18 protein-coding genes and 1 pseudogene are annotated in these 20943 nt (G+C 61.3%); 15 read left to right on the top strand and 4 right to left on the bottom strand.

The window, feature by feature from the left end:
- Position 1 precedes the first annotated feature (1 nt).
- The 3 genes and pseudogenes from CBM981_RS12065 to CBM981_RS16255 all read left to right on the top strand — a co-directional run.
- Positions 2 to 292 carry a hypothetical protein gene (locus CBM981_RS12065; protein ID WP_087068604.1) on the top strand — a complete coding sequence of 97 codons (291 nt, stop codon included), beginning with the start codon at positions 2 to 4 and terminating at the stop codon, positions 290 to 292.
- A gap of 105 nt (positions 293 to 397) precedes the next feature.
- Positions 398 to 1213 carry a class I SAM-dependent methyltransferase gene (locus CBM981_RS12060; protein ID WP_157665448.1) on the top strand — a complete coding sequence of 272 codons (816 nt, stop codon included), beginning with the start codon at positions 398 to 400 and terminating at the stop codon, positions 1211 to 1213.
- A 183-nt stretch (positions 1214 to 1396) separates the two neighbouring features.
- Positions 1397 to 2185: pseudogene (locus CBM981_RS16255) on the top strand (glycosyltransferase family 2 protein); the annotation flags it as partial.
- A 408-nt stretch (positions 2186 to 2593) separates the two neighbouring features.
- On the opposite strand, the gene CBM981_RS16250 reads toward CBM981_RS16255, so the two are convergent.
- The gene (locus CBM981_RS16250) at positions 2594 to 5191 is read right to left on the bottom strand and encodes a glycosyltransferase (protein ID WP_225867661.1); all 2598 of its coding nucleotides are present in this window, start codon (positions 5189 to 5191) and stop codon (positions 2594 to 2596) included.
- Positions 5192 to 5682: 491 nt separating this feature from the next.
- Between CBM981_RS16250 and CBM981_RS12045 the strand changes: the two genes are divergently transcribed.
- The 9 genes from CBM981_RS12045 (at position 5683) to CBM981_RS16245 (ending at position 14836) form a co-directional block, all read left to right on the top strand.
- Positions 5683 to 6789 carry a DUF1800 family protein gene (locus CBM981_RS12045; protein ID WP_157665447.1) on the top strand — a complete coding sequence of 369 codons (1107 nt, stop codon included), beginning with the start codon at positions 5683 to 5685 and terminating at the stop codon, positions 6787 to 6789.
- A 10-nt stretch (positions 6790 to 6799) separates the two neighbouring features.
- On the top strand, positions 6800 to 7930 hold the full coding sequence (locus tag CBM981_RS12040; RefSeq protein ID WP_087068599.1) for a DUF1501 domain-containing protein: 1131 nt from the start codon (positions 6800 to 6802) through the stop codon (positions 7928 to 7930).
- Positions 7931 to 8253: 323 nt separating this feature from the next.
- Complete coding sequence (gene rfbF / locus CBM981_RS12035) at positions 8254 to 9021, top strand: glucose-1-phosphate cytidylyltransferase (RefSeq protein WP_087069395.1); 768 nt, start codon at positions 8254 to 8256, stop codon at positions 9019 to 9021.
- On the top strand, positions 9018 to 10112 hold the full coding sequence (rfbG, locus tag CBM981_RS12030; RefSeq protein WP_172820887.1) for a CDP-glucose 4,6-dehydratase: 1095 nt from the start codon (positions 9018 to 9020) through the stop codon (positions 10110 to 10112). The genes rfbF and rfbG overlap by 4 nt, the downstream gene beginning before the upstream one ends.
- Before the next feature lie 13 nt (positions 10113 to 10125).
- Complete coding sequence (rfbH, locus tag CBM981_RS12025; RefSeq protein WP_087069393.1) at positions 10126 to 11646, top strand: lipopolysaccharide biosynthesis protein RfbH; 1521 nt, start codon at positions 10126 to 10128, stop codon at positions 11644 to 11646.
- 15 nt (positions 11647 to 11661) lie between these two features.
- On the top strand, positions 11662 to 12498 hold the full coding sequence (locus CBM981_RS12020) for an NAD(P)-dependent oxidoreductase (protein ID WP_157665446.1): 837 nt from the start codon (positions 11662 to 11664) through the stop codon (positions 12496 to 12498).
- Positions 12499 to 12664: 166 nt separating this feature from the next.
- On the top strand, positions 12665 to 13714 hold the full coding sequence (locus CBM981_RS12015) for an SDR family NAD(P)-dependent oxidoreductase (protein WP_087068597.1): 1050 nt from the start codon (positions 12665 to 12667) through the stop codon (positions 13712 to 13714).
- 269 nt (positions 13715 to 13983) lie between these two features.
- Complete coding sequence (locus CBM981_RS15960) at positions 13984 to 14454, top strand: hypothetical protein (RefSeq protein ID WP_225867381.1); 471 nt, start codon at positions 13984 to 13986, stop codon at positions 14452 to 14454.
- Positions 14423 to 14836 carry a DDE-type integrase/transposase/recombinase gene (locus CBM981_RS16245; protein WP_369801621.1) on the top strand — a complete coding sequence of 138 codons (414 nt, stop codon included), beginning with the start codon at positions 14423 to 14425 and terminating at the stop codon, positions 14834 to 14836. The genes CBM981_RS15960 and CBM981_RS16245 overlap by 32 nt, the downstream gene beginning before the upstream one ends.
- Before the next feature lie 240 nt (positions 14837 to 15076).
- Here CBM981_RS16245 and CBM981_RS12005 read toward each other — a convergent pair whose 3' ends face one another.
- From CBM981_RS12005 to CBM981_RS15430, 3 genes are all read right to left on the bottom strand, one after another.
- Positions 15077 to 15439 (bottom strand): DDE-type integrase/transposase/recombinase, encoded by a 363-nt coding sequence (locus CBM981_RS12005; RefSeq protein ID WP_087068596.1) that lies wholly within the window; start codon positions 15437 to 15439, stop codon positions 15077 to 15079.
- Between the two features lie 133 nt (positions 15440 to 15572).
- Positions 15573 to 16687 (bottom strand): IS3 family transposase gene (locus CBM981_RS12000; protein ID WP_369801620.1). Its coding sequence is split into 2 segments (ribosomal slippage): positions 15573 to 16426 and positions 16426 to 16687, totalling 1116 coding nucleotides; the frame shifts between segments, so codons are not numbered across the junction.
- Positions 16688 to 16848: 161 nt separating this feature from the next.
- Entirely contained in the window at positions 16849 to 17058 is a 210-nt protein-coding gene (locus tag CBM981_RS15430; RefSeq protein ID WP_157665444.1) for an IS3 family transposase, read from the bottom strand.
- A 584-nt stretch (positions 17059 to 17642) separates the two neighbouring features.
- Between CBM981_RS15430 and CBM981_RS11985 the strand changes: the two genes are divergently transcribed.
- From CBM981_RS11985 to istB, 3 genes are all read left to right on the top strand, one after another.
- Positions 17643 to 18757 (top strand): IS3 family transposase gene (locus tag CBM981_RS11985; protein ID WP_369801620.1). Its coding sequence is split into 2 segments (ribosomal slippage): positions 17643 to 17904 and positions 17904 to 18757, totalling 1116 coding nucleotides; the frame shifts between segments, so codons are not numbered across the junction.
- 54 nt (positions 18758 to 18811) lie between these two features.
- Positions 18812 to 20044 (top strand): DDE-type integrase/transposase/recombinase, encoded by a 1233-nt coding sequence (locus CBM981_RS15950; RefSeq protein WP_087068592.1) that lies wholly within the window; start codon positions 18812 to 18814, stop codon positions 20042 to 20044.
- Positions 19959 to 20726, top strand: a complete 768-nt coding sequence (gene istB, locus CBM981_RS11975; protein ID WP_304441605.1) for an IS21-like element helper ATPase IstB — start codon at positions 19959 to 19961, stop codon at positions 20724 to 20726. The genes CBM981_RS15950 and istB overlap by 86 nt, the downstream gene beginning before the upstream one ends.
- The last annotated feature ends 217 nt before the right edge of the window (positions 20727 to 20943 follow it).

Below are 20943 nucleotides of genomic sequence, written 5' to 3'. Positions count from 1 at the left end.
CGTGAGTGAGTCTTCCCTTGAGCAGACACCCTGGGAGGACATCATCCACGCCCATGCCCTCGAGAGCCACGACCCCGCCGCCTGGCTTCAGTACGGCCTGGCGCTGCTTCAGACGCTCCCCGATGGCGACGGGGTGCTCCGGCAACAGCAGCAGGCCGCTCTCGCCTTCGTGAAGGCCCAGGAGCATGGCGCCACCGAGGAGGACGTGAAGCAGGTGCAGCTCAAGGCGCTGAGGAACACCCTCACCGAGTTGGTGGGGCTGCTGGCGGTGGACTCCACTGAGTCGCGATGAACGAGTCGCGATGAACCAGCCCCACGCCCCGATCCGATGACCCAGGCCTTGGCTGTCGAGCAGATGCCCCTTTCCCGCAGCCTCGCGATGGATCTCCACCACCGGGTGGAGACCTACCGCGACCTCGGAACCTTCCAGACCCACCTGGCGCGGCTGCTGGCCCAGGGGCGGAGCCTGGGAGACTGCGTGCAGCTCACTGAAGCCCTGGGAATCATCGAGCCGTTCACCCACCGGCACATTCCACCCGATGGGGTCCAGATCCTTGGCAGCAACTATCGCGAAACGCTGATGGCCAACGATCTGCTCAGCCGCAATCGCGGCGAGCTGTGCGTGCTCGAGAAAGCCTATGGCTCCCTGGAGGCCCTCGCTTCGCTCGATATCTACCTAGTGGAATACTTCACTGGCTTTGCTGCATGGATGCGGCAGCATGCAGATGCCGATCGCCTCACCTTGAGCGAGTTTCTCGAGGGAATTGAAGCCAACTTCGACGACGTTGTCCACCAGGACCTCTGCGCTCTGACGTATGCCGACCAGGCCTTTGACCTGGTGCTCTGCAACGAGCTTTTCGAGCATGTCTATGATCTCGGGCAGGCTTTCCACGAAATCGCCCGTGTCCTGCGCGCCGGCGGCAGGCTGTTGGCCACCTGCCCGATGGCCTTCGGCCAGAAGGAGCATATCGTGAAGGCGCAGCGCAACCGGGAGACCGGGGAACTGGAGCTGTTCGGTGTCGCCGAAACCCATGGCGATCCGCTCCGTCCGGAAGAGGGTTCCCTGGTGTACCAGATCCCCGGCTGGGCCATGCTCGATGAGCTGCGCGCGGCAGGGTTCAGCGATGTGATGCTCCATCACGTCACCAGCTGGAAGCACGGTGTGCTCGGTTCCGATCTGCCGGGCGTTCTGGTGCTGGAAGCGATCCGCTAGGTGGTGCAGGAGAGCGGGAGGCTCACGGCCACGGCCGACTGGCGGGCTCTCTTTGCCCACTGGAGTGCCTGCATCGCCGCCGGGCAGCCGCAACAGCTCGGCTGCCTCGACCAGGCCAGTCTCGAACGACTGCTGGGGGCCACCGGTCAGGTGGGCGCGGGCCTCCGCGGCGCCCAGGCGGCGATGCGCTTCGACCCGCTCGGCAGTTTCCTGGTGGCCTACTACCTGATGGCCGTGCGGGGGGTGGAAGCCCTCTCCCCGCCGCCGTGGGTGGTGCCGCCTGGGGCGACGGAGCCGCCCCAGGTGAGCCTGGTGCTGCCGGTGCACAACCAGTGGACGCTGACGCTCAACTGCCTGCGCAGCCTGCTGCTGGCCCGCACCGCCATCCGTTGTGAGGTTCTGCTGGCGGATGATGCCTCCACCGATGCGACGCCCCAGATCGCGGCCGGCAACCCCTGGCTGCAGGCGGCTGGAACCAGCAGCAATCTCGGCTTTCTGGACAACTGCAACCAGGCCGCCGCCCTCGCCAGGGGGGAGGTGCTCGTGTTCCTCAACAACGACACCCTGGTGGGCGATCACTGGCTCGACTGCCTCTGGAGCACGCTGGCGGCGTGCCCGGGCACCGGGGTGGTGGGAAGCCAGGTCTACGCGGCGGATGGTCCGGTGCTGGAGAGCGGCGGCATCTGCTGGGCCGACGGCGAGGTGTGGAACCACGGCCGCGGCTTCGGTCCGGAGCGCCAGTTCCTGCTCAACCACCGCCGCAAGGTGGACTACGTGAGCGGCTGCGCCCTGGCGATCCGCCGGGACCTCTGGAGCCGGCTGGGGGGCTTCGACCCGGTCTACCGTCCGGCCTATGCCGAGGACACGGACCTGTGCCTGCGCGCCCGGCAGGCCGGTATGGCGGTGATGGTGCAGCCCTGGTCCCGCATCGTTCATCTGGAGGGCCTGAGCCACTCCCGCAGCCTGGAGGAAGGTCTCAAGCGCCACCAGGTGCGGAACCTGCAGACGTTCCGCCAGCGCTGGCAGGGGGTGCTGCGGGCGGAGCAGCTGCTGGACACGCGCCAGTGGCTGCTGGCGAGCGACCGGGGCCTGCGGCGCGGGCCAGTGGTGCTGGTGCTGGCCTCCTGCCTGGCGGAGGCGGCGCTGGAGCGGGCCGTGCAGGGCTTTCAGGCCCTGGACTTCAAGGTGGTGGTGCTGCCGGAAGTGGAGCCGGACCAGCCGGGGAGCCGCCGGCGCCTGGAGGAAGCCGGTGTGCTGTGTCTGCCGGCGCGGCCGGCCGGGCTGGAGGGGCCGCTGCATGAGCTGCTGCACGGGCTGGAGGAGTCGTTGCGCCGCGTGGATGTGCTGCTGCTCTGCTCCGCCTCGGATCTCCGCCTGGGGCTAAGCCGGCTGGCCCTGCTGCAGGGCCACTGTCCGGAGGCGCTGGCGCTCGGCCCTGAGCCTGGGGGCAGCGGTGCGGCCGGCGATCGTCCGCCCCTGGTGGTGCTGGGGGAGCGGCCTCTGCTGGAGCTGCTGCGGCAGCACCGGCCCCAGCTTCTGGAGCCCCGCTCCCTGCGGCCGGCCCTTTCCCCCGTGCAGGGGCTGGAGCTGAAGGGGCTGCGCCTGCTGGCCGGCAGTCAGGGGGTCCATGCCGACCGCTGGATCGATCGCGACAACCTGCTGGTGCTGGAACTCGCCCCTGAGGCCCCGCCCTTCCCTGTGCTGCAGCTCCCTGCGCTGCAGCTGGAGGTGTATCTGCCGGAGCAGAGTGCGGTGGAGGGCGAGCCCGCCCTGGAGTGCCGGATCGAGGTTCCCCCGGGCCCGGCCCAAGTCACCAGTCTGCCGATGGCGCCGGGGCTCAACCGCGTCGATTTGGCCCTGCCTGACGGCCTGGGTCCAGCATCCTTGCTGCTGTTGCGCCTGCGGGGCCAGTACCGCCTGGTGTCCGCCGCCGCCGCCGAGGATCAGCGGCCGCTGTTGGCGGTGCTCACCCGGATGGCCCTGCAGGAGGGGGGGCGAGGCTGGCATCCGGCGCCGGGGGAGACGCCGCGTCCGATTGAACAGCCTTGCCTGGCCCTGCAGCTGGTCGGCAGGATCGTGCCACTCGGTTCCGATGATGCGCACCGGCCATTGGAGGTTCAGGCTCACCCGCTGGGACAGGTGCGACTCCCGCAGCAACCGCAGCCCTGGCGGCGGCGGAGCCTTGAGATCGGCCAGCCCCTGCCGGTAGTAGCGGGCGAAGCAGAGGGTGAGCATGCCGGGGCCGCTCAGGAACCAGGAATTCGATCCCTGCTCGCCCAGCACCAGAAAACAGGCGAGGTCCAGCATGGCCTCGACCAGCGGCTGTCCCGGCATCGCGGCCATGAAGTCCGTGCCGAGGAAGCCGGTGCTCTGCTGGTAGAGCACGCCATCGATGCCGGCACCGAGCCAGGGGTCGAGGGAGTGGCGGCAGCGGGTGTTGAGGCTGGCCACCACCCCCCCCTCCAGGTGGAGCCAGGCCAGGCGGAGCAGATCGGCCCGCAGCAGGGGGCTGGCGGCCTTGGCGTAGGCCTGACGCACGCGCTCCGGTGCGCGCTCGTTGATGAACTGGCTTGCTTCCTCATCCCGCCAGATCCGGTGTTCGTAGCCAGGGTTGGCCTGGGTCCAGCTGGAGGCGGCCACTGCCACCGAATCGGGCAGCTCCTCGCCCTGCCAGAACTGCAGCACCCGCCGGGGGATCAGCGGGGCGGTGCCCCCGGATCCCGCAGGGGGGCCTGCCCAGGGTTCGAGGTGGCCGGCCTGCCGTGCTGCCAGCAGCAGGGAGAAGGCGGCCGCATTCGACTCACTCTCTTCCGCGAGCAGCTGGGAGAGAGCATGGAGCCGGTGGGGTGGGGGCTGTCCGGTCTGCTGGCGCAGAGCCAGGCCCACCGCCCGGTTGGTGTTGAACTCCTCGTAGATGCCGCGATGGAGGCCCGCCCGGGAGGAGAGCTGCAAGGCCCGGTTGCCGCTCGACTGCTTGGCCTTGCGCAGCCGCAGGTAGAGGGAGCTCGCCTCCTGGAGCTGGAGCAGGCACACCTGGAGCAGGCAGGCCTGCTCGGCCGGAGCCAGGGGCAGGGGGTCCTCGCTGAGCAGGGGCTCGAGCAGCTGCAGAGCGTCCTGGTGGCGGTACTGGCTCTGCAGCCAGTCGGCCCGAAGCAGCAGGGATTCCCGTTCCTGGCGGGGCCCCACCGGGTGGAGCGCCTCGAGGGCGGCTTCCGCCTTGGCGTCTCCAAGCCGGATCAGCAGGCCGGCCACCTGGAGCCTGGCCTCGAAGCCGAGCTCCGCGTCTGCGGCGAGCCCCTGGGCGATGGCCAGGGCGGTTTCGTATTCACCGCGGCGGTGCAGCAGGTACACCTGCAGCAGGCGCAGCCACCGCTGCGCCGGCGCTTCGGGGTCGCTGATCAGCCGTTCGGCCTCGTGCAGGAGTTCCAGCCCCTGGTCGAGGGCGCCCACCTCGGCTTGCAGGAAACCGAGGGCGATGGCATGGTCGGGGCAGGTGGGGTCGAGGGCCACGGCCTCCTGCAGAGCGGCCAGACTTCCATGCAGGTCGCCCTGCTCCCTGAGGATCTCGCCCCGATTCTTGAGCACGTGGGCACGAAGTGGCCCCTTCACCTGGGCGGGGTTGAGTGCGGCCAGCGCCTCTGAGTCCCTGCCCAGCTGGCGGAGCAGGTGGGCATGGCGGAGCAGGGTCCACTCCGGCGCCTCCGGCAGCTGCCGCAGCCGGGTGGAGTGCGCCAGGGCAGCGCTAAGGTCCTGGACATCCAGCGCCTCCTGCAGCTTCTGCTCCAGCTTCTCAACCTCACCGGAGGTCTGGAGCAGGGTGAGGGCGGTGCGGGCCCCCAGGTGATCGGGTGCCAGGACCAGCACCTCGCGGTAGAGCGCGGCGGCTGACTGGTGATCACCCTGTTGCCGGGCGCAGGCTGCTCGGGTGAGCAGTAGCGTCAGCTTCGTGGGGGCGTCGGGCACCACCACGCTCTCCATCAAGCTCGCGGCTTCCTCGGCGCGCTGCTGCCGCAGCAGCAGTGCAGCCAGGCACAGCCGCCATTCGGGTCCTACATCCGGCTGCAGTACTAACTGCCGCCAACCGGCCTCTGCCTCGGTGATTCTGCCGCTGAGTTGGATCCGCACCACGTCCCCAAGCTGGGGGAGGTGGGGTTGCGACGGAGCATTCATCCGAGGGAGACTAGCAATGTTGGCTCAAGTGGGGCCCAAGACGGTTTGACCGGTTGCTCGAACTGTCACCTGCCACTAATTAAGATGAATAATTCGGGTGAATTTCATACCGTGACGCTCGGCGAAGCTGGTCGGCCTGACCTGGAATCCACAAGGTCTGGCCCCAGCGGGGTAGGCATGGTTCGAGATTCCTCGTGACGCCTCAACGTCTATACGAGCCCACCCAGCAGCCCACATGATACAACCCTGTTGAAACTTGTCTAGCTCGGGACAGATTACCTTTAGACCTCGTGATGCAGATGTCCAGTTTCAGTTCCATCAACTGTCGTACGCTTTCTACCGTGCAGGAAAAGCGGCGCTGCATGCATGCGCAGGTTCAGGAGCTGAAACAGACCTGGTTGGAGAGGCTCGCCTTCGGGCCTACCCGCCGCGACGATGCCCTCATCCAGCTCTGGCTTGGGGTTTTCCCCGTGAGCCTGAACCAGCTACCCCTGGAGCGTGCGGTGTTGCTCCAGGGTCAGATCGATGCCATCCGCCGTCACCTCTCGGGAACTTACCGCGATCTGCTAGGTGCCATGCTGGCTGATCCTGCCCTGCAGATCTCCCTCAGCGGCCACCTCAACAACCGAACCAACCCGAACGAAAACCTCGCCCGCGAGCTGCTTGAGCTATTCAGCCTTGGAGAAGGCCACTATACGGAAAACGATGTGATCGAAACAGCTCGGGCCCTTACGGGCTATCGCCTCGTTCAGCACCGTTCACTGGTGCTCGATCCCCGCCGCCACGACTTCGGGACCAAGACGATCCTAGGCCGTACATCGGGCTTTGATTTGTCAGAATTGGTGCAATGGCTCTGCCAACAGCCCGCGACGGCACGTCATATCACTCGCAGGCTGTGGCTAGAGATTGTGGGGCCTCTGCCTTCCCCCGCCCGGCTTGAAGAGATTGCGGCCGGCTGGCGCCAAAACCATCTCTCCTTGCCATGGCTGATCAGTGTCTTGGAGAGAACCCCCGAGGCCAGGGATGGGCGCCGCCAAGCAACCCGCCTTGATTCACCGATTGCCATGGTGAGCCGCAGCCTGGCCCTGCTTGGCAGCCGCCATCCCGATGCGCTCCGCATCAGCATCCATCATCTGCGGCTGATGGGGCAGCCACTGTTCGCGCCGCCTTCGGTGAAAGGATGGCCCACGAATGAAGAGTGGCTGAATCTTCGCTGGCTTACAGCTCGGCGGCGCGGTCTGATGGCACTCCTTGCTGATCCTGAGGTGTGGGCCTCTCGCGAGCTGCCAGACTCGCTACCGCCTGGCCTCACTGCCATCCCTCCCCTCACAATTGGCTTGCCGGCCCCTGCTACACGCGAAAACATCGCCAGGCTATGGAGGGATCCCGTCTGGCAACTCTGCTGAGGCTGCAACGATGAAACGACGCGACTTCCTGCTTACAGCGGGACTGGCGACCATCACCCCTCTGATGTTGCCCTTGTTGTGCCGGAGCCATGAGGAGGCGTCCGACAAGCCCGAACGGATTGTGGTGCTTCTGGAGCTCAAGGGGGGGAATGATGGGCTCAACACCGTGATTCCATACCGTGATCCCGCCTACCAACGGGCTCGTCCCAGGCTGGCGATTCGCGAGGGTCCATTGCTTGGTGAAGACCTGATGCTGCATCCCGCCCTGGCGTCGCTGATGCCGGTCTTGAAGGCCAGCCGCATGGCCTTTGTCCTCGGGGTCGGTTGGCCCCAGCCCAATCGCAGCCATTTCAAGGCGATGGATCAGTGGGCCACAGGATCTGCTTCTGGAGAGGGACCCGGGTGGTTTGCCGCCGCTCTGGCCCGAAAGCGGAGGTCCAGGACTCTGGTGGCCCTGGGGCCTTCGGGTTCACCGGCCTTGGAGGGCAGCGATGGTCTGAGTGTTCAGATGCAACCGGTTTGGCAGCATAACCCCCATGCTGGCAAAACCCGTCTCCCTGCTGTTGACCCTGAACTTGCCGGCGACAATGCCATGCTACGCAGCATGTTGGAGCTTGAGGCCAGCGGCCAGGCTGAGGTACTAAGGTTATTGGATTCCTTGGGCGATTTACCCCAGGGATTGACCATTCCCCGTGGAAGCTTGGGGGCGCAAGTTGCCATGGCCTTGCGGCTCATCGGCGCTCCCAGCCCGCCGGCGGTGATTGGTCTGGAGCACTCAGGCTTCGATACCCATTCCCAGCAGATCCCCCGTCATAATCAGCTCCTGATAGAGCTGGCCGACGCCTTGGTTTGCTTTGATGCGGGCCTAAGGCGCATGAACCACAGGCCTAAGGTTGCCTTGTTGGCTATCAGTGAGTTTGGACGTCGATTGAATCAGAATGCATCGGGTGGCACGGATCATGGCAGTGCATCGGTGGCATTGTTAATGGGTGATCATCTCCCTGGTCGAATTGTTGGTCGCTATCCATCTCTTGGCGACCTTGATGCTCGTGGTGATTTAATTCCGCATGTAAAGCCAACAGATCTTTATGAATCTGCCATGACGTCTTGGGAGCGCCTTGGAGGCCTCATGGTGCTTTAGAAACACTTAATCAGACATGGTGGACATGTTCAAGTGAAAGCTTGCGAGGATGCCTTGTTCCGTAACCAAGAACTATAGTTCGGCGTTTGGGTGGCCTAAGCCGAGAGGCGCCGCCTTTTCTCAGAACAACTGGATTCGCAGCTCCAAGAGGTACAGGGGTTGAACTCAGCTCAGTGGCCAATGGGACCAAGCCAACATCCACCATGGATCAAAAGCAGTGTCAGTATCCGTGGATACAGGAATTGATTTGCGGAAGGGGGTTCTTGGGCCCGCAGCCAGGCCAGTGTTGGCTTGTATGATTGAACCAATTTCAGAGGCACTTGATGAAAGCCGTCATCCTTGCTGGTGGGCTCGGCACCCGCTTGGCAGAAGAGACACATCTGAAGCCAAAACCGATGGTGGAGGTAGGCGGTAAGCCCATCCTCTGGCATATTTTGAAGACGTACAGTCACTTCGGCATCCAAGAGTTTGTTATTTGCTGTGGCTACAAAGGTTATGTCATCAAGGAGTATTTTGCCAACTACTTCTTGCACACAAGTGATGTAACTTTCCATATGGATCTCAATCATATGGAGATTCACCGTAAAAATGCCGAGCCTTGGAAGATTACCTTGGTGGATACAGGCGATACAACATTAACGGGCGGGCGCCTGGCTAGGGTGCGGGAATATTTGGATGGCACTTTCTGCTTCACTTACGGTGATGGCGTTGCCGATGTAAACATTCATGCCCTGATTGAGCATCACCATCGGCAATCGAGGCTTGCAACCCTCACTGCGGTGCAGCCACCTGGCCGTTATGGCGCCTTGGGAATTGACGATTCGCTTGTCCATAATTTTCAGGAAAAGCCTGATGGTGATGGATCCTGGATCAACGGGGGCTACTTTGTACTGGAGCCATCGGTGATTGATCTTATCGATGGGGATCACACAGTCTGGGAGCAAGCACCACTGATGACTCTTGCGGAGCGTGGAGAACTAGCTTGTTATAAGCATCAGGGATTCTGGCAACCTATGGACACACTTCGTGACCGCCAAAAGCTAGAGGAACTTTGGTCTACTGGACGAGCTCCCTGGAAAGTGTGGTCATGATTGATGTTGATTTTTGGAAGGACCGTCGCGTTCTTCTCACGGGACATACGGGTTTCAAAGGGAGCTGGCTGGCACTTTGGCTAACTCAGCTGGGAGCCAAAGTCACTGGCATTGGTTTACCAACGGACACGGATCCACATCTTTTTGATCAGCTTGCTCTTGTTTCTCGTCTCAAGGGTCACCATCTCCAAGACATCAGAGATTTGGCGCCTCTGCAGAAAATCGTTCAAGAGTGCCAGCCTGAGGTCGTGCTTCACTTGGCGGCACAGCCTTTGGTACGTCGAAGTTATCGAGATCCACTGGGAACTTGGGCAACGAATGTCCAGGGAAGTCTCCATATCCTAGAGGCATTGCGTCCTTTAGAGCATCCCTGTGCCGTGGTCATGATCACCACTGACAAGGTCTATGAAAATCGTGAATGGGACTTCGGCTACCGCGAAAATGATCGCCTTGGAGGGCATGATCCCTATAGCGCCAGCAAAGCTGCTGCAGAAATAGCAATAGCCAGTTGGCGGGATAGTTTTTGTGGCCAGGCTTCCCACCAGACACCTTGGCTAGCCATTGCATCAGCCCGCGCAGGAAATGTTATTGGTGGCGGAGACTGGGCAGAGGACCGCATAGTACCTGATGCCATTCGCTCCCTGGCAGCCCATCAAGCGATTCCAGTTCGGAGACCCGAAGCTACTAGACCCTGGCAACACGTACTTGAACCATTGAGTGGCTATCTTCTATTGGCCCAACGCTTGGCAATGGCCCATCAGGCTGATGGTGTCAACCCATACACAACATGCTTTAACTTCGGTCCGAGCCTTGAGGCCAATCAGCCTGTGCGAGAGTTGGTTCAGGAAGCGTTAAAGCACTGGCCTGGGGAGTGGGTTGACCTTTCAGATGCTAATGCTCCTCATGAGGCCGGCCGCCTCCACCTTCAGATCGACAAAGCCCACCACCAGCTTGGTTGGAAACCGCGTTGGCCTTTCAGCACCACGGTCCAGCGCACGGTGAGATGGTATCACCATGTCCATAATAGCCCTGAACAGGCAATCGATTGCTGCATCGCAGACATAGTAGACTACACGCAAGCATTTTCCTGATTCCCAAAATCAAATGAGTGACCTCCAATCCCTTAAACAGGAAATCCTTCGCCTCACCCGTGAGTACTCGAAGCAAGTCCATGCTTCTTTCCGTCCTGGTGATGACCCTGACCGTAAGCCCTGGCAACAAGGAGACCCCATCCCTTATGCCGGTAGGGTTTTCACTGAAGAAGAGGTGGCTGCAGCCGTTGGAACCACGCTGGACTTCTGGCTTACGCTTGGGACGGAAGGTATGGCGATGGAGAAAGAGTTAGCGGCATTTCTTGGCGTTCGCCACAGTTTACTGGTGAACTCAGGATCATCTGCAAATCTTATAGCCATTTCCGCACTGACTAGTTATAAGCTGCCTGCCTCCAAAAGAATCTTTCCTGGTGATGAAGTTATAACTGTAGCAGCTGGATTTCCTACTACAGTCTCACCAATTATTCAGGTTGGAGCCGTCCCAGTCTTTATCGACGCCAATCCAATTACCGGTAATGCTTGCTGTGATCAGTTAGAAGCTGCCTACGCCCCAGGCAAGACCAAAGCTGTCATGATGGCGCATGCCCTCGGCAATCCTTTTGATGTAGCTGCAACGCTGGCATTCTGTCGCAAATATGATCTTTGGTTGGTTGAAGACAACTGTGATGCCCTTGGATGTAGCTATTCGATGCCCCGCGATCTCGCTGAATCTTTAGGCTTTAGCGATAACAGCCCTGGCTTAGATGACGGTCCGGATCGAGTGATCCGTTGGACAGGTACGTGGGGAGACATCAGCACCCAGAGCTTCTATCCTCCTCATCACCTCACAATGGGGGAAGGCGGGGCTGTAAATATTGTCAATGATCAGAAACTTAGAGTTGTTGCTGAGAGTTTCCGGGACTGGGGACGCGATTGCTGGTGCCCAAGTGGTGTTGACAACACCTGCAACAAGAGATTTGATTGGCAGCTTGGAGACCTACCAAAAGGTTACGACCACAAATATACCTACAGCCATCTTGGCTTCAATCTCAAGCCGCTGGATACTCAAGCTGCTATTGGAAGAGTTCAAATGAAGCGCCTTCCCAATTTTATCGAAGCTAGAAAGCATAATTGGCAAACACTCCGAGAGGGTCTTCATTCTCTATCGGATGTACTTGATTTCGCTTTGCCTACTCATGCTACGGAGTGGCATGAAGATGGGAGTTTTAGCTGGGATTCGAGTGGCTGTAGAACAACATGCTCATGGTTTGGTTTCAAAATCGCTGTGCGTCCTACGGCACCATTTAGTCGCACTGATCTAGCACGTGAACTTGATCAGCATCACGTTGGAAACCGCATGCTCTTCGGGGGTAACTTATTGCGACAGCCTGCATTTGTACAACTGAAGAAGGACAACCCCCAAGCCTATCGCGTTGTTAGTGATTTGCAAGGAGCAGATGACATCATGAACGAAATTCTTTTTCTTGGAACATACCCAGGTCTTACTGCCGCTATGCTCAAAGCGAAAATATCAGTAATTCGGGGTTTTTGTGCCTCCCCCAACCATGAACTAGCAGCCCCACAGGCTTGTTAGTTTATGAGAATCTATGTGACCGGTGCTACCGGCTTTCTTGGGTCATGGGTTGTTGCCAAGGCATTAGCTGAGGGTTTTGATGTCATTGCTCCTCGCCGTAGCGATCATGCATCTCTCTGTATACCTTCAAGTCTGCAACCACTTTGGATTAATAAGGATCTCGAAGGGTTGTCATCTTCTGACTTACAAGGAGTTGATGCAGTCATCCATATGGCTTCAGCTGGTGTCAGTCCCAAGAAGGCAACTCCGAGAGAGCTGGCACACGTTAATGTTGAGCTGACATTACATCTTGCATCTCAAGCGTGTGAAGCTGGCGTGAGGTCTTTTGTAGTTGCAGGCACTTGTTATGAGTACGGTCTATCTTCAAATCACTATGAGTTCATCCCAGTTGATGCCTGTCTCCGACCTGTCAATGTGTACGGAGCCAGCAAAGCTGCAGCTTTCCATATGCTATATAGCCTTGCCCTAAGAGACGCACTCCCACTTGTCTACTGCAGAATCTTCACTGCCTTTGGCGAAGGTCAGTCAATCTTAAATTTTTGGCCTTCTCTGCGTGCTGCCGCTTTAACCGGAAGAGACTTCGAGATGTCCTCTGGAATGCAAATCCGAGACTTTCTTCCTGTAGAAAGAGTTGCTGAACAGCTGCTCTCAGCCTGTAATCGTGTAGACGCTTCTAACCAGCCAAAAGTGATTAATATCGGTTCTGGTGTACCCAAGACACTTAAGCAATTCGCCGAGGAACAGTGGCAGAGCTTTAATGCCCCTGGGAAGCTTATTTTTGGTGCCAAGCCTTCAAGGCCAGATGACTTACCTCGTATTGTAGCGGACATGACCGGGCCTTCCAACGGATGACCAGCCCCTTAGCCCTTACTGGTTCGCAATGATTGCTCCAGCCGTTGTTCATGAAAGCGTGATGTGAAGTCCCACACAGCCTTAGCCCGGTCCTTGGCCTGGGATTCAGCTCACCATCTTTTTGCTGTAGAGTTACGCCTTGTAGCCATTTGAGCACTAAGTAAGGATGCGTGTTCTGATTACCGGGGGCTGTGGTTTTCTTGGTACTAACCTTGCCTGTCATTTTCTCAAGAATGGTGCAGAGGTAATCGTCGCAGATGCTTTATTCCGCAATGGGTCTCAGCTGAATCTTGCCTGGCTGCAAGAACAATATGACTCAAAACAGCTTACATTTCACCAAATTGATATCGCTGATCACGAAGCAGTCTATTCGCTGTTCAGACGCTATTCTCCAATAAACTATGTCTGTCACGTGGGCGGGCAGGTGGCTATGACTACATCACTTACAAACCCACGTCGTGACCTCCAAACGAATGTTCTAGGAACCTTCAATGTGCTTGAGGCTTGCAGAGAGTTATCGCCTGAGGCTTTGGTCGCTTACAGCAGTACGAACAAGGTTTATGGCGACTTGGAGTGGCTACGTTATGAAGAAGGGCCTCGACGTTTTAACCTCCCCGACTTTCCCCATGGCTTGGATGAGAAGCTTCCTCTAGATTTCTCTACGCCCTATGGTTGCTCGAAAGGAGCTGCTGACCAGTATGTGCGAGACTGGTTTCGTGTTTATGGCCTCAAGACTGTAGTCTTCCGCCACTCCACAATTTATGGAGGACGTCAGTTCGCCTCGTTTGATCAAGGATGGATCGGGTGGTTCTGTCTTAAAGCTTTGGAGCAGCAGCAAGTTCTAGCCACTGGTCAAGATGTTGAACCGTTCACAATTGCTGGAACAGGCAGGCAAGTGCGCGACGTATTGCATGCATCAGATCTCATTGCATTGTATCAGGCTGCCTATGACAATCGCGATAGCGTCGCTGGTGAAGTCTTTAATATAGGTGGTGGCTTGGAAAACTCTCTAAGTCTTCTTGAGTTGTTTGATTTGCTATGTGACTTTCTTGATCTTCCATCTCTTTGTTTTACGCATACACCTCGCCGGTCAAGTGATCAAGACTTCTTTGTTGCTGATATTGGCCGCGCTAAAAACCTCCTTTCATGGCATCCGCGTACGAGCGCAAAAGATGGGGTTAAGGCCATGCTCGATTGGACTAAAGACTTGCTTTGATCAGCCAATGAGACTTGATTGTCTATGCGCAGTTAGATCGGTTAATTTCTTTGTCCTTCGCCTCATGCCGATTTTGCGCAAGGCCTATTCGGTCCCTTCCTCGCAAACTACCTTGTAAGGCGCTGTCTGAGGTGGTTTGGTTTTCTGGACAGCCTCCCATCGTTAACCTTTGAGGCGGGGCGCCGCCCCTGAAAGGCGCTCCCACCGGAGGACCAAGCGCCGCACCCACAGCCCCGAGTACAGGGCCAGGGTCGCCATGGAGGCGATCAGTGGCCGCAAGACGATCCAGGCCGATCGCTGCCGACCACGCCATCCATCCGATCCAGGGGAGCCAGTGGAAGCGACAGCTTCTCGACGGTGCCAGCGAGCTGTTCACCAGGGGTAAGAAGGACAAGGACAAGGAGGAGGTGCAGGCCAAGGAGGCAGAGCTCTTCCAGCAGATCAATCGGCTGCAGGTGGAGCTGGAGTGGCTCATAACAAGTCTCAGCTGCTCTGATGCCCGTGAACTGCGCAAGCTGGTCGATCACGACCATCCCGAGCTCAGTGTCAGCCGTTATTGTGCGCTGCTGGGCCTGCCCAGGTCCACGCTGTACTACCGGCCGACACCTGAGCTGGAATCGACCCTGCGGATCATGGCCAGGATCGACGCCCTCTATCTGGAGGATCCCTGCAGCGGCAGCAGCCGGATGGTGGACTACCTGGCCAGAGATGGGATCCCGATCAGCCGTGATCGGATGTGAAGCCTCATGCGCCGCAAAGGGTTACGAGCGATCTACCAGAAGCCACGCACCACGGTTCCTGGGGGTCCATCCGAGCGCTTTCCATGCTTGGTGGATGCCAGCACGGTCACAGCGGAGGATCAGGTCTGGGCCACCGACATCACTTCCATCCCGCTGCAGAGGGGGTTCCTTCTACCTGGTGGCAGTCATGGATCTCTACTCCAGGCACGTTCTGGCCTGGAAACCTTCCAACAGCCTTGACACGGAGTTCTGTTTGGATGCCCTGGAAATGGCCCTGCGATGTGGCCGTAAGCCAGAGGTCTTCCACTCCGATCAAGGGTGTCAGTTCACCTCAGCCGACTTCGTGGCCAGGCTGCAGGCTGCGGAGATCAAGATCAGCTAGTCGGGCCGAAAGCGCTGCTACGACAACATTCTGGTGGAGAGACTGCGGAGGAAAACCCAGTATGAGGAGGTGTACCTGCACGCCTACAGCGATGGATTGGAAGCTGAGATCAGCTCGGCCCGATTTCGTGGACAGCTCTCAGGGGCCTGCCGGTGTGAGTGTACGTATAGTGATGTACTGCTGCTCGTAGTCGATCGGGCTGAGGGAACTGATCGTTGAGTGCCGCCGCTCGCGGTTGTACTAACCCTCGATCCAGAAGGCCAGATCGCGCTGCAGCTGCTGGGGTGAGATCAACGCTTCCCGATGGTCATCGAGATCGAGCTCCAGTTTCAGGGTGGAGAAAAAGCTCTCCACCACCGCGTTGTCCCAGCAGCAGCCCTTGGCGGACATGCTCCAGACGATTTTGTGCTCCTTCAGCAGGTCGCGATAGTCGGTGGCCCGGTACTGGCTGCCCCGATCCGTGTGCAGCAGCAGCTGCTCCGGCTGGACCTGCCGGTGGCCGAGGGATCGGCTGAGGGCCTCGATCACCAGGGTGGCATCCATCTGCTGATCCAGCATCCAGCCCGCCACGCGGCGGCTGAACAGATCGATCCAGACCGCCAGGTACCGTCAGCCCGCTGTGGTGCGGATGTAGGTGATCTCACCCGCCCAGCAGCGGTTGGGAGCCGGGGGCTGGAAGTCCTGCTGACGTGACCCCCTTTATCGGTCCAGGGCTTATGAGAGTGGGTGGTCATGGTCATGCTGCAGCTCCTTGTTGAGCTGCCTCCAGGGGCGTACGCCCCTGGAGGGCCGAATGCGGCCTGAGTGAGTTGTACTCCCATCGCCAGCGATCGGCCAGGATCTGAGCCTCCGGGGCTGTGGTGAACAACTCGGTGTTGAGGAACTCATCCCGGAACCGGCCGTTGAACGACTCGGCAAAACCGTTCTCCCACGGGGATCCTGGCTCGATGTAGGCCGTGCTGGTGGCGCTGCTGGCCTCGCACCAGTCCCGTAGAGCCTGGGCAATGAACTCAGGGCCGTTGTCCGATCGGATGAACGCTGGCGCCGGGTAGAGGCTGGTGAGTTCCTCCAGCACAGTCACCACGTCTTTGGCCTTGCACCGCCTGCCCACCCGGATCGCCAGGCAGAGGCGGCTGTGCTCGTCGATCACGTTCAGGAACTTGAGTCTGCGGCCATCGGCGGTGGCATCGAACTGGAAATCCATGGCCCACACCTGGTGGGGATGCTGGGCCCGGTGACGCCTCACCGAGCCGTCGGCGGGCCGTGCCCGCTTCCGCTTCCTGGGAGTGGGCCGCTGCAGCCCCTCCTCCCGCCAGAGCCGTTGCACCCGCTTGTGGTTCACGGTCCAGCCCTCCCGACGCAGCAGGCGGTAGGCCATGCGGCGGCCCCAGCGGATGTGCTCAGCTGCAATCTCCCTCAGGCGGTGCCGAAGCTTGGTCTCCTCCAGGTCGACGACCTTCCCGCAATGGCGCTGGGTGCTGCGGTGCTGCCCCACAACACGGCAGGCCTGGCGCTCTGATGCCCGGTAACGCTCCTGCAGGACCGTGACGGCCCTGCGACGGCGTTCCGGGCTCAGAAGTTTCCCTCCGCAAGGTCCTTGAGCATCGCCTTCTCCAACTCGGCTTCTGCCAACAACTTCTTGAGCCGGGCGTTCTCCTTCTCCAGCTGCGTCAGCCGGCGGGCCTCCTCGGCCTGCATGCCGCCGTACTGCTGCCGCCAGCGGTGATACGTCGGCTGCGTCACCTCGATGACGCGGCAGACATCGGCGACGGTCTTGCCCTGGGCAATCAGCTGGTCGGCGGTCTTGAGCTTGCGGATGATCTGCTCCGCTGTGTGCCTGGTGCGTTTCATGGTGAAGTCCCCGGCCCAGTCTGGCCGGCTGAGGACTCTCATTCACCCTGGACCAATTCCCGGGGTCCACGTCACTGCTGCAGCAGGTTCTCCACCACCCCAGTGGCACCTTTTGAGCCCCTGGAGCCGGCACGGAAGGGCTTGCGGGTCCTGGCCTTGAGCTAAGCCCGTTGTACGAGACGGGCGACACGGTGGCGACCGACCCAGTGGCCGGCAGCACGCAGCTTGTGGTGGATCCGCGGGGATCCGTAGAAGCCCCGGTGCTCACCGAAAACCGTCTCGATCACGGCGGTGAGCCGGGCGTTCTCGGACGCCCGCTTCCCCGGCGGCGCCTGCTGCTGCCGCCAGGCGAAGTACCCACTGCGGGCCACCCCCAGCTGCCGGCACAGCCACGCGACCGAGAGTTGATCAGCGAGCTGTGTCCGGCGACAATCTGGTTGAGGGGTCGCGCCGATCTGGTTGACCGCTTCTGAGGGGGTCTGCTGAATCCGGTTGCCATGCGCAGGGCACCGGGCCATGCCTGCTCCCCTCACCGCTCAACAGATTGCGCTGTACATGTCCAAACGACGAGCCGGCAGCCGCCAGGAGGTGGCTGCCGCAGCGGCGGGCATCTCGGTGAGCAGTGCCCACCGCATTGATGCAGGCCGCCTCCAACCCAAAGCCGCCAAGCCCCGCACCAGGCGCCGACCCGATCCATTGGCGGAGGTCTGGGAACCACTCTTACTGCCGCTGCTGGAGCGCCATCCAGCGCTCACGCCCACCACCCTGCTGGAGCACCTGCAGGAGCAAAAGCCTGATCAGGACTGGAGTTCGGTGAAACGCACCCTGCAGCGGCGGGTACAGCAGTGGAAGGCACTGCATGGCCCGGCGCCGGAGGTGATTGACGTGGACCCCGGGAATTGGTCCAGGGTGAATGAGAGTCCTCAGCCGGCCAGACTGGGCCGGGGACTTCACCATGAAACGCACCAGGCACACAGCGGAGCAGATCATCCGCAAGCTCAAGACCGCCGACCAGCTGATTGCCCAGGGCAAGACCGTCGCCGATGTCTGCCGCGTCATCGAGGTGACGCAGCCGACGTATCACCGCTGGCGGCAGCAGTACGGCGGCATGCAGGCCGAGGAGGCCCGCCGGCTGACGCAGCTGGAGAAGGAGAACGCCCGGCTCAAGAAGTTGTTGGCAGAAGCCGAGTTGGAGAAGGCGATGCTCAAGGACCTTGCGGAGGGAAACTTCTGAGCCCGGAACGCCGTCGCAGGGCCGTCACGGTCCTGCAGGAGCGTTACCGGGCATCAGAGCGCCAGGCCTGCCGTGTTGTGGGGCAGCACCGCAGCACCCAGCGCCATTGCGGGAAGGTCGTCGACCTGGAGGAGACCAAGCTTCGGCACCGCCTGAGGGAGATTGCAGCTGAGCACATCCGCTGGGGCCGCCGCATGGCCTACCGCCTGCTGCGTCGGGAGGGCTGGACCGTGAACCACAAGCGGGTGCAACGGCTCTGGCGGGAGGAGGGGCTGCAGCGGCCCACTCCCAGGAAGCGGAAGCGGGCACGGCCCGCCGACGGCTCGGTGAGGCGTCACCGGGCCCAGCATCCCCACCAGGTGTGGGCCATGGATTTCCAGTTCGATGCCACCGCCGATGGCCGCAGACTCAAGTTCCTGAACGTGATCGACGAGCACAGCCGCCTCTGCCTGGCGATCCGGGTGGGCAGGCGGTGCAAGGCCAAAGACGTGGTGACTGTGCTGGAGGAACTCACCAGCCTCTACCCGGCGCCAGCGTTCATCCGATCGGACAACGGCCCTGAGTTCATTGCCCAGGCTCTACGGGACTGGTGCGAGGCCAGCAGCGCCACCAGCACGGCCTACATCGAGCCAGGATCCCCGTGGGAGAACGGTTTTGCCGAGTCGTTCAACGGCCGGTTCCGGGATGAGTTCCTCAACACCGAGTTGTTCACCACAGCCCCGGAGGCTCAGATCCTGGCCGATCGCTGGCGATGGGAGTACAACTCACTCAGGCCGCATTCGGCCCTCCAGGGGCGTACGCCCCTGGAGGCAGCTCAACAAGGAGCTGCAGCATGACCATGACCACCCACTCTCATAAGGACTGGACCGATAAAGGGGGTCACGTCAGTGATGTTCCCGCTGGCCTACCAGCCCGGCGAGATCGGCTTCTGCGACTTCACCCGGGTGAAACGGGTGGCGATCACCCTGCGCGGACAACCGTTCCCCCACCTTCTCTTTCACTACCGCCTGGCCTGGAGCGGCTGGGCCTACGGGCAGATCGTCCACGGCGGAGAGAGTTTCGTGGCCCTCTCCGAGGGTCTGCAGAACGCCCTGGCCGCCTGCGGTGGGGTGCCCAGAGAGCTGCGCACCGATCGGCTCTCGGCCGCCAGCCGCAACCGGGATGGCAGCTACGCCCTCGACATCACCCCCCGCTACCAGGCCCTGTGTGCCCACTACGGCCTGTCCCCCAGCCGCAACAACCGGGGTGTGGCCCACGAGAACGGCATCGTCGAGGGACCCAACGGCCATGTGAAACGGCGGCTGGAGCAGAAGCTGATCCTGCGCGGCAGCTGTGATTTCGAGGAGCCGGCCGAATACGGCGAGCTTCTCGCTGAGGTGTTCAGCGCCCTCAACGCCCCCCGGCAACGGCGCTACGAGCAGGAGCTGGAGCATCTGGCCCCTCTGCCGGCGTTCCGCTTTGCCGACTACGAGCGGCTCACGGTGCGGGTGCGGAGCACCAGCACGATCGAGGTGAGGCAGGTGATCTACTCGGTGCCGCCCACCCTGATCGGCCGTCAGGTCACGGTGCGGCTGCACCACGACCGGCTGGTGGTGTTCCTGGGCAGCGGCTGGGTCTGCCAGCTCCCGCGCGCCTATGGCGCCGCAGGTGAGAAGCGGGCCTGGTGCATCGATCTGGAGCACCTGATCGATGGCCTGCGGGCCAAGCCCCGGGCCCTGCTCCATTGCCGCTACCAGCGCCACCTGTTCCCGGATCAGCGCTGGTGGGAGTTCTGGCAGCAGTTGCTGGCCGGCGGTGAGCGTGACGGTGCGGCCCGGCTGATGGCGGAGGCCCTGTATGTGGCGGTGCGGGTGGCCTCGTTTGAGTTGGTGCTCGCCTTCCTGGAGCAGGCCCAGCGCCGCCAGTCCCTGTCCCTCTCGGCTCTGCAGCAGCGCTTTCGCGTGCCGCCCCGCTGCCCGAGCCTCCCCGATCCCGTCATTCCCCAACACCTGCTGGCCTCCTATGACCACCTCGTCCCCGCTGCCGCGCTCACAGGCGGTGGAAGCGGCCCTGCCGCTGCTGCTCAAACAACTCAAGCTGGCGCGGTTTCGCAGCCACTGGCAGCCGCTGGCCGAGCAGGCTGAGGCCCAGGGCTGGAGCCCGGGCCAGTTCCTCTACGCCCTCTGCGAGCAGGAGCTGGAACAGCGGCAGACCGCCCGTCAGCAGCGGCTGCTGCGCGGTGCCCATCTCCCCTGGCAGAAGGGCCTCGACGGCTTTGACCACCAGCACCTCGATCCCCGCCAGTGGCAGGAGCTCCAGAGCCTGGCGCGGCAGACCACCTGGCTGCTGCAGGCGGAAAACCTGCTGCTGTTCGGTCCCAGCGGGGTGGGCAAGACCCACCTGGCCATTGCCATCACGATGGCGATGGTGGCGCAGGACCAGGTCTGCCGCTTCTTCCCCGCCACCACGCTGGTGCAGCTGCTGCAGAAGGCCAAGGCGGCCTACGACCTGCCGGCGATGCTGCAGAAGCTCGATCGCTACGCCCTGCTGGTGATCGACGACATCTCCTACGTGCGGCGCAGCGAGCTGGAGACCTCGGTGCTGTTCGAGCTGATCTGCCACCGCTACGAGCGCAAATCACTGCTGGTGACCAGCAACCAGCCCTTCCGCGAGTGGGACGACATCTTCCCCAGCGGCTCCATGACCGTGGCAGCGGTGGACCGGCTGGTGCACCACTGCCACATCATCGGCATCAAGGGCGAGAGCTACCGGCAGAAGGCAGCTGCTGCAAGGGTTTCCAGCGATTCCAGCGACCCGCCAACGTAATTGACGCGGGCGTCAGCACCGGCACGATCACCGGCATCAGCGGCCCAGACGTCCAAGACCAGGGCGGCGACGCGACAACTGGCCCACCTGTCGAGGCAATCTCCCCGCGCAACCAACCAGATTGACGCGCCGCGACATGCCTGGTCACGATCCAGTCCTCATCGGCAGTTCAGGCCTGCAGCAGGGGCAAAACCGGTGCCGCTCACCGGTCAACCTG

It is taken from the genome of Cyanobium sp. NIES-981, assembly GCF_900088535.1.
In the GTDB taxonomy this organism is placed as follows: Bacteria; Cyanobacteriota; Cyanobacteriia; order PCC-6307; family Cyanobiaceae; genus NIES-981.
The sequence above is the reverse complement of the archived record's forward strand: the minus strand, read 5'-3'. Positions and strand labels throughout refer to the sequence as shown.

Excerpts from the sequence above, each read along its gene's own strand:
- CBM981_RS16250 (WP_225867661.1), bottom strand. The coding sequence starts at position 5,191 with ATGGAGAGCGTGGTGGTGCCCGACGCCCCCACGAAGCTGACGCTACTG.
- CBM981_RS12045 (WP_157665447.1), top strand. The coding sequence starts at position 5,683 with ATGTCCAGTTTCAGTTCCATCAACTGTCGTACGCTTTCTACCGTGCAG.
- CBM981_RS12040 (WP_087068599.1), top strand. The coding sequence starts at position 6,800 with ATGAAACGACGCGACTTCCTGCTTACAGCGGGACTGGCGACCATCACC.
- rfbF (WP_087069395.1), top strand. The coding sequence starts at position 8,254 with ATGAAAGCCGTCATCCTTGCTGGTGGGCTCGGCACCCGCTTGGCAGAA.
- rfbG (WP_172820887.1), top strand. The coding sequence starts at position 9,018 with ATGATTGATGTTGATTTTTGGAAGGACCGTCGCGTTCTTCTCACGGGA.
- rfbH (WP_087069393.1), top strand. The coding sequence starts at position 10,126 with ATGAGTGACCTCCAATCCCTTAAACAGGAAATCCTTCGCCTCACCCGT.
- CBM981_RS12015 (WP_087068597.1), top strand. The coding sequence starts at position 12,665 with ATGCGTGTTCTGATTACCGGGGGCTGTGGTTTTCTTGGTACTAACCTT.
- CBM981_RS16245 (WP_369801621.1), top strand. The coding sequence starts at position 14,423 with ATGGGATCCCGATCAGCCGTGATCGGATGTGAAGCCTCATGCGCCGCA.
- CBM981_RS15950 (WP_087068592.1), top strand. The coding sequence starts at position 18,812 with ATGTTCCCGCTGGCCTACCAGCCCGGCGAGATCGGCTTCTGCGACTTC.